This is a genomic window from Rhodococcus sp. SBT000017, assembly GCF_003688915.1.
Lineage (GTDB): Bacteria > Actinomycetota > Actinomycetes > Mycobacteriales > Mycobacteriaceae > Rhodococcoides.
In genome coordinates this window covers 2,650,057-2,663,272 of sequence record NZ_REFU01000001.1, presented here as the reverse complement: position 1 = coordinate 2,663,272, position 13,216 = coordinate 2,650,057, and the positions used below count along the sequence as shown (strand labels likewise).

Genomic DNA, 13,216 nt, shown 5'->3' with positions numbered 1-13,216 from the left:
CCCCCGCATCGATGCACGGGGGTGATCGGGTCCGCCACGTGTCAGCTTCTGTGCGCTGGACCGGGATGCTCGGGTGGGCGGGTGAATACCACACGAGCCCAGAGAACGGTGGACAGCAGAGCTGCCACCGCACCCAGATACAGGCCGATCGATGGACCCGCCACCGTCGCGGTCGGTGCCAGCGACTGCCGAGCCCAGATCGCGAGCACACCGAACACCGTGGTGACACCGTTGCCCGCCAAAGCCAGAGCAGCCCACTGAAACCGCCGAACCAGACGCGCGATCGAGGCCACCGCAGCGGTGAACGTGACGCTGAATGCGGTGAACAGCGTCGCCAAAACCCCGGCTGATTCCGCGTCGGCGTGTGCGGTGCGTAGAAGAACGTCGTATCCATGTGCGCCGCCGGTGTGCGGAAGCACCACTCCGAGCACGGCCGCCGACACCAGAACGAGCAGATACGGCGTGATCCGGGTGACCACGACCTCCGGTATCACGCGGCGTTCTATGGCCTCGAAGACCGACCGGTAGTGGCTCAGGTCGCCCTCGCGGTCGTAACTGTGCGGCGGTCGACCGTTCACGCTCGGCCGGTGAGAATGGCATTCCAATACAACGCCGGCAGTCCGCGTCTCTTGAGGAACCACATGTCGCGGCGTTCGCGGGTGGTGTCGATCAGCGGTATCGAGGGGGCCGGCTGCATCGTGTAGTCGAACTCGGCTAGAAGCATCGTCTTGCGAGAGGTGGTCAAGGGGCAGGAGGCGTACCCGCCGTACTGTGCGGTCAGTGGACGGCCGGCGATGCTCGCCTGTAGGTTCTCGGCGACCACGGGTGCTTGCTTGCGGATGGCGGCACCGGTCTTGGAGTTCGGTGACGATCCGGCGTCACCGAGGGCGAAAATGTTGTCGAATCGACTGTGCCGCAGTGTGTTCTTGTCGATCTGTACGTATCCGGCTGGATTCTCGGGGTCCGCTATGGGGCTGGCCTTGATCCAGTCCGGTGCGGATTGGCGCGGTACGACGTGGAGCAGGTCGTAGGGTAGCTCTTCGCTCACTCCCGCAGCATTGTCGGTGATCGTCACCGATCGGCCGTCGGGATCGACGGCGGTGACCTCACTGTTCTTGCGTACCTCGATACCGTAGCGCGCCACCACCCGCTCGAGCTCCTCGGCGAACACCGGTACCCCGAACATTCCGGGTGTGGGTAGGACGAGGACAACTCGGATGGCGTCGAGCACGCCCTGCTCTCGCCAGTAGTCGGCCGCAAGGTACGCGATCTTCTGCGGAGCACCCGCGCATTTGATGGGGCCGGACGGCATCGTGAACACTGCGGTGCCCGACCGCATCTTCTGAATCATCTGCCACGTCTTGGGTGCGAGATCGTAGCGGTAGTTGCTCGAGACCTGCGGGGTGTCGATCGATTCGGCCATACCGGGCAGGGAGTCCCAGTCGAGCTGGATGCCGGGGCACACCACCAGGTGGTCGTAATGGATCGTAGTTCCCGAGGAGGTGCTGACCGTCTGGGCATCCGGGTCGACCCCCTCGGCGCGATCCTTGATCCAGCCGACGCCCTGGGGCATCACCGACGCCTCGCTACGCGCACTTTCCGCGGCCGGGGCGCGGCCTCCACCGACGAGCGTCCACAAAGGTTGGTAATAGTGGGTCTCTGCCGGCTCGATGATGCCGATGTCGGTCATTCCTGCTCGCCGCAGACGTGCCGCGAGCGAAATACCGGCGTTGCCTCCGCCGATGATCGCGACTTTGTGGTCGATGGTGTGCGCGGACATGTGGTCCTCCTGTTCGAGACACGAGCTCGGTGAGCTGTCTCGATTTCGGTTGGTGCCGGGGTGGTTCAGCTCGACGTCGGTGTGGGCGCGAGCCGTGTGGTCACGACATTGGTGGTCATTGAGGCCAGGTGCACTGCATCCACAGCAGTCGTGCCGGAAGGTCATTCCGGCGTTCGAGCAGGCGGTGCAAGGACACGTGCCGAGGTGTATGTCGCCCTCTCCTTGATTGATCGTACGGATGTACGTACATTATGGATGAGGCTAGTCGCCGATTCCGGCAAACGCCACACTCGGGACGAATGAAGTTTCCTCGTCCATCCCGAGTCGGCGAGTGCCGGACGGCGGAGGAGGACGTGATGGTCGGCAACCGCTGCGGTGTCGCTGTGAGTCGTTGCGCCTCGCTGGATCGGCCGGTTCCCACGCCCCTGGGTGTCCGTTGGTATGCCGACCCAATCCACCTCCACCCCGTGAGATCGGGAGCGTGCGCCTCGCCGCACAGGACCTGTCGAAAATACCCCACGGGGTACCATGAACCTTGACACCGGTACGAACGCCGCCACGATCGACAAGGAGATTTGAATGCTTCTCGAACGCATCTACGACGAAGACCTCGCCCAAGCCGGATACTTCATCGGCTGCCAGGCCAAGGGGGAGGCAGTGGTGGTCGACGCCCGCCGCGACATCGGTGTGTACCTGGACCTAGCCGCTCGGCATGGCATGACCATCACCGCCGTGACCGAGACCCACATCCATGCCGACTACCTGTCCGGCACTCGCGAGCTTGCCAAGGCCACCGGCGCGACCACCTACGTCTCAGGAGAGGGCGGCGACGACTGGCAGTACGGCTTCGATGCCGAACGCCTCCACGATGGCGACACGCTGGCTCTGGGCAACATCACCGTGCAAGCCGTTCACACGCCAGGCCATACCCCGGAGCACCTCTCGTTCCTGGTGACCGACGGCGCCTTCGCCGATGCTCCGGGATACATGTTGACGGGCGACTTCGTCTTCGCCGGCGATCTCGGCCGACCGGACCTACTCGACGAAGCTGCCGACGGTGTCGACACCCGTTTCGAGGGTGCCAAACAGATCTTCCGCAGTCTGAAGCGATCGTTCGTCACGCAGCCGGACCATATCCAGGTCTTTCCGGGTCACGGTTCGGGTAGCGCCTGCGGAAAAGCTCTCGGCGCGCTCCCGTCGACCAGCGTCGGCTACGAACGCCGTTTCGCTTGGTGGGCCGGGTATGTCGAGCGCGACGACGAGCAGGGCTTCGTCGACGAGATGCTCGACGGTCAACCGGATGCACACGCCTACTTCGGCCGGATGAAGCGTCAGAACAAGCAGGGCCCGGTCGTTCTCGGGCCACTCTCTCCGCTGCACGAGTACGACTCCGCAGACTTGGCACGCGCTCTCGACTCCGACGAGGTCGTCCTCCTCGACACCCGCGGCCACGATGAGGTGCACGGCGGCGCTGTCCCCGGAGCGCTCAACATCCCCGGCATCGGCAAGGCAGCCTCGTTCGGTGCCTGGGTCTACGACCCCGAGCGAGAGGACACTCCACTGGTGGTGCTCGCCGAGGACCGCACTGTCGCCGACGAGCTCCGTGATCACCTGCTGCGGGTCGGCATCGATACGGTGACCGGGTACGTCACAAGTCTACGAGGCCTCCCCATGACGACGCCCGAGACGATCGGTGCGGACGAGCTGGATTCATTCGACTCGGCAATGGTGCTGGACGTGCGCAACAAAACCGAACACGCCGACGGCCACATACCTGGCTCCGAACAGCTCAGCGGCGGCCGATTGCTGTGGAACCTCGACGGACTGCCCACCGGCGGACCGATCGTGACCTATTGCCAGAGTGGCGTCCGTAACGCGGTCGCAGCCAGCGCTCTGCGCCGCGCCGGCTACCGAGTTGTCGAACTCGAGGGCAGTTACGCCGCCTGGGCCGAGCGCAAGCTCGAAACAGTCTGATCGAACACGCCCGAATCGGGGGCGGTCGTACTGTCCGCCGCCGGTTCGGTCCTGTGCTCGCCCTGTCGGCTCGTTGCCACCTGCGGTAGAGCAGACCCCTGGGCGACACTCCCGGTCCGGTACCGACTGGCCTGATCCGGGACCGACTGAGAAACGAAGGATGCCGCTCGCTACGCGGACGGATTCACCAGCTTCGGCGCGATCTCCAATGGGAGCTCGTGCGCTGTCTAGTTGTGTGTCGACGACGCCGACGGATGGTCCGTCGGGGGACGGGGGAGCTGCGGTCACCGGAGATCCTCGGTCGACATCGCTGCGACGCGTAGAGAGCATTACTGCTGTCCGTACGGATGTACGTACATTTGTTGTACAGTGGCCCGGAGGGCAGCAGCAGGCGGCTCGAATTCGGATTCCGACACAGATCGACAGGAGGGCCCTTGATGGTTGAACCAGATCGCAGTGCCGCGCTCGACCGCTCGAGTGCGATGCCGCTGTGGGCGCAACTGCATGCCGATCTGGTCCGCCGAATCGGTGACGACGAATTCGCCGGCTCCGAGTTCCCGGGCGAGCATGCGTTGACGACGAGCTACGGCGTCAGCCGTCACACCACCCGCGAGGCCCTGCGGCACCTGCGGAACGAAGGAATCTTGATTGCAGAGCGTGGCCGGCCTTCTCGACTGGCCGGTCCGCCGGTGATCGAGCAACCTCTCGGTGCGCTCTACAGTCTCTTCGCTGCCGTGGAAGCCACGGGTGTTGCTCAGCACAGCGTGGTGCGTGCACTCGAACTACGCACCGACCCCGCGGTCGCTCCCACTCTGCAGGTCGGTCCCAAGGCCCCACTGCTCTACCTGGAGCGCATCCGTATGGCAGGGACCATGCCGTTGGCGCTCGACTATGCCTGGTTGCCGGGGGACCTGGCACGCGACCTCCTGGATGCGGACTTTACTCACACGGCTCTGTACATCGAGCTCGAGAAACGCTGCGGCATCCGCCTCACCGGTGGCCGCGAAGACGTCACCGCCATCGTCCCGACCGCCGAGGACGCAGCACTGCTCGACATCGACGAGCAGACGGCCGCGCTGTCGATCCGCCGCTTGGGTTGCATGAATTCCCGGCCGGTGGAGTTGCGGCACACAGTGATTCGAGGAGATCGGTTCACCGTCTCGGCCACGTTCTCACCGAGCGACGGCTATCGCTTCGTGCCGGCCACGCCGCTGCACGCCCTGTAAGCACCCACGGATCCAAGGAGCGTTGTTCATGATTGAAGCACCACCGGAAGCCGATCCGGCCGCCGCACACGCACTGATCGCCGAATCGGGAGCCATCCTGATCGATGTCCGCGAGGACGACGAGTGGGCAGCCGGCCACGCCCCGGGCGCCGTCCATGTACGCCTCGGCGATCTCGATCCTGCTGCCTACCCTCCTGAGCAGAAATTGGTCGTGGTGTGTCGCTCGGGTGCTCGGTCGAGCACAGCTGTCGCGGCCCTCACCGATGCCGGTCGCGCAGCGCACAATCTGTCGGGCGGAATGAAAGCGTGGCACGAAGACGGCCGACCTGTGGTCCGTGATGACGGCACCCCCGGCACAGTGATCTGACATGGTCGCCACCCTCGCGATCGCAGTCGCCGCAGGGATTCTCATCGGGCTCTCCCTCGGCGCACTCGGTGGTGGGGGATCGATACTGACTGTTCCTGCCCTGGTGTATCTCCTGGCGGTCGAACCGCAATCGGCAACGAGTGCCTCGCTGATCATCGTCGGAATCACCTCGATCATCGCGGCCATCAGCCATGCGCGAGCACGGCACGTTCGGTGGCGGGCAGCGGCAGTGTTCGGAATCCTGGGCTCGGTCACCGCCTTCGGCGGATCGATCCTCAACCGATCGGTCGACCCGCAGATCTTGCTGCTCGCGTTCGCGGCACTGATGATCGTCGCCGCCGGTGCGATGCTGCGCCGCACCCGGCGCGGACACGATGCCGACCTGCCGACGCCGAACCCGGCCGAGACAGCGGGAACACGGCCGAGCGCCGTCGCGGTCGCCACGAAGCCCGCGAAAGTGAAGATCACCGCGTCGCAGGTAGTCAAGCTGGTCGCCTCCGCGCTCGTCGTCGGCTTCCTCACGGGTTTTCTGGGAGTGGGTGGCGGATTCCTCATCGTCCCTGCCCTGGTTCTGGCACTGGGCTATTCGATGCCCGTAGCGGTCGGAACGTCACTGGTAATCATCTCGATCACCAGCGCGGGGCCTTCACCGAACGCCTCGGCACGGGTGCCGCCATCCCGTGGGAGATTGTCGTACCGTTCACCCTCGCGGCAATTGCAGGCTCGTTCGCAGGAAAAGCCATCAGCGACAAAGTCACTGCCACCACACTCACCCGTACCTTCGCAGCCCTGTTACTCGTCGTGGCCGTCTACGTCACCGTCCAGGCCTCCATAGCCCTGTAACGCACATCGTTGTGCATCACAGCCTATTTCTGCGCACGCAAACGCGGCGCATCCCACACCTGGATCGAGGAAATCGTCGATGACCGCACTGATCCCCCGCCCTGAGGCGGCCAGGCCGTATCCGATGCGTCACGAGCCGAAGGGCTCGACGCTGTTCCAGCTGGTGACCACCACCGATCACAAGACGATCGGCAAGATGTATCTGGTCACCTCGTTCGGGCTCTTCCTCATCGGCGGGTTGATGGCGCTGCTCATGCGCACCGAACTCGCCGTACCGGGATTGCAGTTCCTGTCCAACGAGCAGTACAACCAGCTGTTCACCATGCACGGCACGATCATGCTGCTGCTCTACGCCGTCCCGGTCGCATACGGATTCGCCAATTACATTCTGCCGCTGCAGATCGGGGCACCCGACGTCGCGTTCCCGCGCCTCAACGCGTTCGCGTACTGGCTCTACGTGTTCGGATCGCTGATCGTGCTCGCCGGGTTCATTACCCCGGGAGGTGCCGCGGACTTCGGGTGGACTGCCTACACGCCGCTGACGAGCGCACTGCATTCCCCCGGCGTCGGCGCCGACCTGTGGGTCCTGGGCCTGATCCTGTCCGGACTCGGCACCATTTTGGGTGCGGTCAACTTCATCACCACCGTGGTGTGCCTGCGCGCACCCGGCATGACGATGTTCCGGATGCCGGTCTTCACCTGGAACATGCTCGTGACCTCGGTGCTGGTACTGCTGGCGTTCCCGACCTTCGCGGCCGCGTTGGCCGGGCTGGCATTCGATCGACACTTCGGTGGTCACGTGTTCGACCCGGCGACCGGGGGAGCGGTGCTCTGGCAGCACCTGTTCTGGTTTTTCGGCCATCCCGAGGTCTACATCGTCGCGCTCCCGTTCTTCGGCATCGTCTCCGAAATCTTCCCGGTCTTCAGCCGCAAACCCATCTTCGGCTACAAGGGTCTGATCTTCGCCACCCTCGGCATCGCAGCGCTCTCGATCACGGTGTGGGCGCACCACATGTACGCCACCGGAGCTGTTCTGCTGCCGTTCTTTTCGTTCATGTCCTTCCTCATCGCCGTGCCGACCGGGGTGAAGTTGTTCAACTGGATCGGCACCATGTGGCGAGGACAGGTCACCCTGGAAACCCCAATGCTGTTCAGCATCGGATTTCTGATCACGTTCCTGTTCGGCGGACTGACCGGTGTGCTGCTGGCCAGCCCCCCGATCGATTTCCACGTCACCGACACCTACTTCGTGGTGGCGCACTTCCACTACGTGCTGTTCGGGACCATCGTCTTCGCCACCTACGCCGGGGTGTACTTCTGGTTTCCCAAGATCACCGGACGCATGCTCGACGAACGCCTCGGCAAGTGGCACTTCTGGACGACGTTCGTCGGCTTCCACATGACGTTCCTGGTCCAGCACTGGCTCGGCAACGAAGGGATGCCGCGCCGCTACGCCGACTACCTGCCCTCCGACGGATTCACCACCCTGAACCTGATCTCCTCGATCGGAGAGTTCATCCTCGGGCTGTCCACGCTGCCGTTCGTGTGGAACGTGTTCAAGTCCTACCGATACGGCGAGGTCGCCACCGTCGACGATCCCTGGGGCTACGGCAACTCTCTCGAATGGGCCACCACCTGCCCACCGCCCCGCCACAATTTCACCGAAATACCCCGGATCCGCTCCGAGCGGCCGGCGTTCGAGCTGCACTACCCTCACATGGTCGAACGCATGCGCACCGAAGCCCACGTCGGGCTGACGGGCCACACCGCCGACGTGCGGGCACCCTCCGAAATCATCGCCGACGGCGTCGAAGAGGGCACCGCCAGCGGGACCTCAGAGGAGCGACGGTGACGAGCACGCGGAGACTGCGCTCGACAGGTGCCGCTGTCCTGGTACCGGGGCGAGTGTCGTACGCGATCGCGGTCGCCATGGGGTTCTACGTGCTCGCGCTGATCCTGGTGTTCACCTTCCTCGTCCCTCGACTCTCACCCGGGTCAGCGACCGCTGTCACCGCTGCCGTGGTGGCCGGCTTCGCGGTGCTGCTGATGACGGCGATGATGTTCGCAGCCCGCACACCGCTGCATCCCGCAGCGGTGTCTCCGGTCCGCGACACGGCGGCGGAGCGAGAGGACGACATCGTCGAAGGGTGGGCGGTGGTCCTGAGCATCGACATCGATTCACGACGGGTGGAACTGGAAGTGACGGTGCCCGGGTCCGGAACGTACCGGTGCGATGTGCAAGCAGAACGGTCGACCGTCCGCGCACTGGTGACCGGTGCCACCATTTCGGTCTGGGTCGATCCTCATCCTCGTCGGTCGTTGACCTTGGTCGGGGTCGGTCCGAGCATCGGCGACGATACCTCCGGGAACGGGCATTGCTGATAAGCAACCTCGCCCGCACCCCGCGGCGGCGAAAGCCACTCCGGGGTCGCAGACGTCGATCGCAACTACCCTCGACTGCCCTCCGGACGGCTGGCTGCGCCGGTGGCCGACGTGAGTGCGCCTGCGCGACATCGATTTTCCCGCGACGGAGCCCCCGCTTGCCGGCGATGGCGAGTGTGGTCGTGGTGTTGCACCTGATCGGGTGGGGGCTGTTCGTTCACTACGATGCGGACCTGCGCATGCACGGTCTGGCCGGTCGACGCCGCGACGGGCGAGACCACGAAGAAAGACGACTCGGGTCGCAGCCCTGGCAGGACCAGGGCTGCGGACCGCGATCTACTTCTTGGAGAACATGCGGGAGAACAATCCCGGTGACTTCGGATCGGAGTCGTGCCCCTTGCAGCGATTGGACGCCGGAACGCCCCGCATCACCTGATCGACGTGTTGACCACATCCCGCCCAGGTCGTTTTTCCGCATTTCTTGCACGTGACAGCCCTGCACATGAGTCTCTCCCTCGGTCGACAATTCACTTCCGAATATACCCTATGGGGTATCCGATTCCGGGTGTCGGGGATAATCGTTCATCGGGGCGGGCGGGGTCCGCCCAAGTGGGCGACGTCGTAGACGAACTGTTCGGGTACCGCGCTGGTCCACGGCCGCAGGCCGAGGGCGGTCTTGATACCGATCAGGGCCTGTGCGATGGGTGGGCACCGGCGACACTGCCGCAGGTGCGTATCGATGCGGGCCGAGGCGTCGACATCGAGACGCCCGTCCAGGTAGTCCGATGCCGCGGCGAGTGTGCTCCGGCATGCCTGGGAGTCGTTTCGCGGGTGTGCGGGACCGTTGTCGAGGGCGTGTAGCAGCTTCACCCGTGCGCGGTGGATGCGCTTGTACACTGCTGCGGTGGTGAGCGCACCGACCGCACCGATCTGTGTCGCCGTCCAGCCCTCGCCGTCGTGCAGTGCCAGGACCATTCGATCCTCGACGGTCAACGTCGCCAGCGCAGCTCGCACCGTGGACCGATCGCTCAGCGCCTGCGCCACCGTCTCGGGGTGCTCGAGGTCGCTGATCGGTACATCGATCTCGCCCGTGCCCGAGCGTGATCCGATACAGCCACGTCGAGAGCGCCGATTCGGACCGAAACGTCCTCCGGTTGCGCCACGCGCGTTCGAGGACGTCCTGCACCAGATCGTCGGTATCGGCCGGTGATCGTGTCATCGCGGCTGCGAAGCGACGAAGAGTCGCGCCTTGGTCGATCAGAGCGCGCGCGAAGCGCTCGTCGTATGGCCGCACTGTCGCGGTCGGGGCTGGGCTGTTCGCGTGAGGAGCCGCCGATTCGTCCACATCGGCGTTCTCGCCCGTCCAACAGAGAAAGTCCCTCTACAGAACTGGAATCATCATGTCGTTCGTCGAATTCTGCGCAGTATTGCCGGGCGCGCACTGCGCATCGTCGTGGGAATCGCTCTGATCGTGGTCGCCCTCGTACTCGGCGGTGTCGGGGGCATCGTGGTGGGAGTGATCGGCGGCGTCTTCGTGCTGACCGGGGTGATCAACGTGTGTCTGCTCGGCCCGCTGTTCTCCGTCGATCTTCGAGGTCGGCCCAAGACGTCCTGAACGGGGCGCGCGGGCGGGCAGCTCAGAAATGGGGGATCACCTTGAACGCGGTGTACCCGTCGCTGCTCTGGGCCAATGCGACACCGTTCGAGGTCACTGCTGTCGGTGCGGCACTCGGTGATGTGCCGGTGACGCGGCCGGAGGTCGCATCGATGGCAGTCACCCCCGAGTCCGACGCGCCGTAGACGACGCCGCCGACCAGAGCGAAGCGGTCGGCACCGGGAAATTGATCGGCGGTGAAACCTCGGGTGCCGTACCGCTCGAACAGGACAGCGATGCCGTCGCCGGTGAGGTCTGCGGTGGTGATCATCGTCGCCCCGCTACTGCTGTCGGCGGTCACCACCATCGGACTGCGGCTACCGCTGATCCATCGGATCTCGGCATCGGAGAGTCGATAGACCGCCTGGATCGGTTCGGGACGGGTCGGGATCGTCCATGCCACGACCACTGCATTGCCGGCGGTAGCGACGAATCGTGCGGTCCCGGGAACCGCTGCGGGGGGCGGGGTCAGGGTGTCGGTGGACCAGGCGGTGTTGCCGGTATCGGCGGTCACGATGCGCGCTGTGTCGCCGTCGACGGTGACCGCGTATCCACCGGATTCGGAGATCGCACCCGTCAGGTCGGTGCGGTGTCCGTCGGTTGCCGAGATGGCGGCCACGGCCGCGGGCATTGCTGTCTGCGAGCAGTCGGCGTCGATCAGCAGTCCGGACCCGGTCAGGCAGCCTGCAGCGGAGACCGGACCCCACACGAGGGCGCCGGTGCGGGTATCGCGGGCGGTCATCGTGGCCGGTGAATCCGAACCGGAATCATCGATGTCCTCGGTGATCAACAGCTCACGGTTGTGTGTGCTGGTCACCGCGAACTCGTCGTGATCGGCGGGTACGTCCACGCCGAATCGTGGTGTGCCGGTGTCGTCGAGCACCTGCACCCGGCGCGAACCGGATGCGTCCGAGGAGTCGACGACTCCGACGAACCCGTCCTCGACGATGTGAGGCTGCGACAGGAACGGGATGGACCACAGTGCCGTGTCTCCGAAGCCCGGCGGCGGCGCGGCCGGCGACGACGGGTGCGCCGCCGGATCAGTGCCCGTGGCGTCTCGAGCAGGTGAGGAACTGCACCCCGACGCCAGCGCGACGGTGCACAGTGCAACGGTCCCGATCACCGCCCCCGCTCTGCCGATACGGTGCGCACCCATCTATGTGGTGGTGCTGTCTCCGCCGAGTGCCATGATCGCGCTCTGCAGCAGTGCAGTGGCCCGGTCGGCGACTTCGGCCAGGCCCGCTGCATCCGAGAGCCCCACCATCACTTGGGGGTTCATCGCTTCGACGATGGTGCTGCTGCCGTCGGCTCGCACCACCACGTTGCACGGCAGCAGCAACCCCACCTGCCGATCGGTGTCGATCGCAGCCTTCGCCAGCTGGGGATTGCATGCTCCGAGGATGACGTAGCGTTCGATGTCGGCGTCGATCTTGCTCTTCAACGTCGACTGCATGTCGATCTCGGTGAGCACTCCGAACCCTTGTTCGGCGAGTGCCTCACGGGTTGCGTCGACAGTTTCTTCGAACGGCATGTCCACGCGGGTGCCGATGGCCAGTTCTGTCATAGTTCGTTCGGTTCCTTTCGATCGGTTCGGGTGTCGGTCACTCGATGGTCGGTGCGCGGGTGAGCAGGCGTCGCCCGGTCATGCTGCGCAGGACGCGGAGGTGCAGTCGCGTTTGCGCCATCGGACGATCACCGCTGCCGTCAGCATTGCCAGGGACACCCCGGCGAGGATGGGTTGTATCGGTGCCCACAACCCCAGGGCACCCGAGGTGCCGAGCGCGAGAAGTACCAGCTTGTTGCACACCGGACACCCGACGGCGAAGAAGGTCAGTACGACACCGAGAGCGGCGGGTGTGCCGGTCCGCTCGACCCGCGCGGGTTTGTCGATCCCGAACCACAGTGCGGTCAACAGGGCAGTGGCCAGCAGAACCGGAAGCTCCCACGCCCGCACCGGCACCTCACGGCCGAAGACGGGCGTGTCGATGATGTCGGTGGGAATGCCCACTACCAACACCGTGACGGCACCGGCGACGGTGCCGCGTGCCGCCCGCATCCCCCAACGCCCGTACCGAGCGGACTGGGCGATCACCTCGTCATCGGAACGGCCTGAGGTTTCGACGTCGAGGCGGTCGGACGTGGCGGGCTCGGTCATCAGCGAGGATCTCCTACGGGTTGTAGTTGTGTGAGTAGGGTGACACTGTGAGGCTATACCCAGATGGGTATCGCTGCCAGTATTGCCGACTGCCGAAAGGTATTGCATGACTTCGACATCTCGCTCCACTCGCCGACGAGACATCGTGCTCCTGGCCATCGCCGTGGTGGTGGCGGCCGTGCTCGTGGGAGCTCTCGTGCTCGGAACGACAGGTGACGGCGAGCAGTCGGAGGCCGCACCGGACGCCGGGTCGAGCAGCGCGAGCGGCCCGCCGGTGATGGGACCGCTCGGCGATCTGGCGCACCGCGAGCCCGATGATCCGATGGCCCTCGGCGACGTCGACGCCCCGGTAGTGATGATCGCCTTCTCGGACTTTCGGTGTCCGTTCTGCGCCCAGTTCAGCCGGGAAACCGAGCCGCAACTGATCGATCGATACGTCGATACCGGCACCCTGCGCATCGAATGGCGAGATCTACCCATTTTCGGGCAACAATCATTCGATGCTGCCCGGGCCGGACGCGCCGCCGCCGCCCAGGGCAAGTTCTGGGAGTTCACCCGCGCCGTCTACGCCGATGCACCCGAGACCGGTCACGCGGACCTGACACTGGAGACGCTGCAAAGCTACGCGCAACAGGCCGGGGTACCGGATTTGGCTCGGTTCACCGCCGACGCCACCGGCACCGCATTCGATGCCGCGATCACCGCCGACTCCACCGAAGCGCAGTCGCTGGGTATCCCGGCCACTCCGGCGTTCTCGGTCAACGGTGATCCGGTTCTGGGCGCGCAACCGTTCTCGGAATTCGTCGATCTGATCGACACCGCAGCCGGCGCGTAG

At 65.1% G+C, this 13,216-nt stretch carries 14 protein-coding genes and 1 pseudogene; 8 read left to right on the top strand and 7 right to left on the bottom strand.

The window, feature by feature from the left end; all coding sequences use genetic code 11:
* Nucleotides 1-41 precede the first annotated feature (41 nt).
* Together AYK61_RS12300 and AYK61_RS12295 are read right to left on the bottom strand one after the other, a co-directional pair.
* Complete coding sequence (locus tag AYK61_RS12300; protein WP_121870973.1) at nucleotides 42-578, bottom strand: hypothetical protein; 537 nt, start codon at nucleotides 576-578, stop codon at nucleotides 42-44.
* Nucleotides 575-1,780 carry an FAD/NAD(P)-binding oxidoreductase gene (locus tag AYK61_RS12295; protein WP_121870972.1) on the bottom strand — a complete coding sequence of 402 codons (1,206 nt, stop codon included), beginning with the start codon at nucleotides 1,778-1,780 and terminating at the stop codon, nucleotides 575-577. Before AYK61_RS12295 ends, AYK61_RS12300 begins: the two co-directional genes overlap by 4 nt.
* Nucleotides 1,781-2,359: 579 nt before the next feature.
* On the opposite strand from AYK61_RS12295, the gene AYK61_RS12290 reads away from it, so the two are divergent.
* The 6 genes from AYK61_RS12290 to AYK61_RS12265 all read left to right on the top strand — a co-directional run bounded on the left by AYK61_RS12290 (nucleotide 2,360) and on the right by AYK61_RS12265 (nucleotide 8,572).
* Nucleotides 2,360-3,754, top strand: coding sequence for a rhodanese-like domain-containing protein (locus tag AYK61_RS12290; protein WP_121870971.1), 1,395 nt, complete (start codon nucleotides 2,360-2,362; stop codon nucleotides 3,752-3,754).
* A 437-nt stretch (nucleotides 3,755-4,191) separates the two neighbouring features.
* Entirely contained in the window at nucleotides 4,192-4,980 is a 789-nt protein-coding gene (locus tag AYK61_RS12285) for a GntR family transcriptional regulator (protein WP_121870970.1), read from the top strand.
* 28 nt (nucleotides 4,981-5,008) lie between these two features.
* Nucleotides 5,009-5,347, top strand: a complete 339-nt coding sequence (locus AYK61_RS12280; protein ID WP_121870969.1) for a rhodanese-like domain-containing protein — start codon at nucleotides 5,009-5,011, stop codon at nucleotides 5,345-5,347.
* A gap of 1 nt (nucleotide 5,348) precedes the next feature.
* Nucleotides 5,349-6,182: a sulfite exporter TauE/SafE family protein gene (locus tag AYK61_RS12275; protein WP_259468027.1), complete on the top strand. Its 834-nt coding sequence runs from the start codon at nucleotides 5,349-5,351 to the stop codon at nucleotides 6,180-6,182.
* 87 nt (nucleotides 6,183-6,269) lie between these two features.
* Entirely contained in the window at nucleotides 6,270-8,042 is a 1,773-nt protein-coding gene (gene ctaD / locus AYK61_RS12270; protein ID WP_121870968.1) for a cytochrome c oxidase subunit I, read from the top strand.
* Nucleotides 8,039-8,572 carry a hypothetical protein gene (locus AYK61_RS12265; RefSeq protein WP_121870967.1) on the top strand — a complete coding sequence of 178 codons (534 nt, stop codon included), beginning with the start codon at nucleotides 8,039-8,041 and terminating at the stop codon, nucleotides 8,570-8,572. The genes ctaD and AYK61_RS12265 overlap by 4 nt, the downstream gene beginning before the upstream one ends.
* Nucleotides 8,573-9,154: 582 nt before the next feature.
* Here the strand turns inward: AYK61_RS12265 and AYK61_RS12260 are convergent.
* Together AYK61_RS12260 and AYK61_RS27845 are read right to left on the bottom strand one after the other, a co-directional pair.
* On the bottom strand, nucleotides 9,155-9,616 hold the full coding sequence (locus AYK61_RS12260) for a sigma factor-like helix-turn-helix DNA-binding protein (RefSeq protein ID WP_259468026.1): 462 nt from the start codon (nucleotides 9,614-9,616) through the stop codon (nucleotides 9,155-9,157).
* 79 nt (nucleotides 9,617-9,695) lie between these two features.
* A pseudogene (locus AYK61_RS27845) lies at nucleotides 9,696-9,791 on the bottom strand (sigma factor); the annotation flags it as partial.
* A 102-nt stretch (nucleotides 9,792-9,893) separates the two neighbouring features.
* Here AYK61_RS27845 and AYK61_RS12255 point away from each other — a divergent pair.
* On the top strand, nucleotides 9,894-10,187 hold the full coding sequence (locus tag AYK61_RS12255; RefSeq protein WP_259468025.1) for a YgaP-like transmembrane domain: 294 nt from the start codon (nucleotides 9,894-9,896) through the stop codon (nucleotides 10,185-10,187).
* A 22-nt stretch (nucleotides 10,188-10,209) separates the two neighbouring features.
* Here AYK61_RS12255 and AYK61_RS12250 read toward each other — a convergent pair whose 3' ends face one another.
* From AYK61_RS12250 to AYK61_RS12240, 3 genes are all read right to left on the bottom strand, one after another.
* A complete protein-coding gene (locus tag AYK61_RS12250; RefSeq protein WP_121870966.1) occupies nucleotides 10,210-11,382 on the bottom strand; it encodes a hypothetical protein in 1,173 nt (390 codons plus the stop codon).
* Complete coding sequence (locus tag AYK61_RS12245) at nucleotides 11,383-11,790, bottom strand: DUF302 domain-containing protein (RefSeq protein WP_058253875.1); 408 nt, start codon at nucleotides 11,788-11,790, stop codon at nucleotides 11,383-11,385.
* Between the two features lie 78 nt (nucleotides 11,791-11,868).
* Nucleotides 11,869-12,381, bottom strand: a complete 513-nt coding sequence (locus tag AYK61_RS12240) for a hypothetical protein (RefSeq protein ID WP_121870965.1) — start codon at nucleotides 12,379-12,381, stop codon at nucleotides 11,869-11,871.
* Nucleotides 12,382-12,487: 106 nt separating this feature from the next.
* On the opposite strand from AYK61_RS12240, the gene AYK61_RS12235 reads away from it, so the two are divergent.
* The gene (locus AYK61_RS12235; RefSeq protein ID WP_121870964.1) at nucleotides 12,488-13,216 is read left to right on the top strand and encodes a thioredoxin domain-containing protein; all 729 of its coding nucleotides are present in this window, start codon (nucleotides 12,488-12,490) and stop codon (nucleotides 13,214-13,216) included.

Coding starts and splice junctions, on each gene's coding strand:
- AYK61_RS12295 (WP_121870972.1), bottom strand. CDS start 1,780: ATGTCCGCGCACACCATCGACCACAAAGTCGCGATCATCGGCGGAGGC.
- AYK61_RS12290 (WP_121870971.1), top strand. CDS start 2,360: ATGCTTCTCGAACGCATCTACGACGAAGACCTCGCCCAAGCCGGATAC.
- AYK61_RS12285 (WP_121870970.1), top strand. CDS start 4,192: ATGGTTGAACCAGATCGCAGTGCCGCGCTCGACCGCTCGAGTGCGATG.
- AYK61_RS12280 (WP_121870969.1), top strand. CDS start 5,009: ATGATTGAAGCACCACCGGAAGCCGATCCGGCCGCCGCACACGCACTG.
- AYK61_RS12275 (WP_259468027.1), top strand. CDS start 5,349: ATGGTCGCCACCCTCGCGATCGCAGTCGCCGCAGGGATTCTCATCGGG.
- ctaD (WP_121870968.1), top strand. CDS start 6,270: ATGACCGCACTGATCCCCCGCCCTGAGGCGGCCAGGCCGTATCCGATG.
- AYK61_RS12250 (WP_121870966.1), bottom strand. CDS start 11,382: ATGGGTGCGCACCGTATCGGCAGAGCGGGGGCGGTGATCGGGACCGTT.
- AYK61_RS12245 (WP_058253875.1), bottom strand. CDS start 11,790: ATGACAGAACTGGCCATCGGCACCCGCGTGGACATGCCGTTCGAAGAA.
- AYK61_RS12240 (WP_121870965.1), bottom strand. CDS start 12,381: ATGACCGAGCCCGCCACGTCCGACCGCCTCGACGTCGAAACCTCAGGC.
- AYK61_RS12235 (WP_121870964.1), top strand. CDS start 12,488: ATGACTTCGACATCTCGCTCCACTCGCCGACGAGACATCGTGCTCCTG.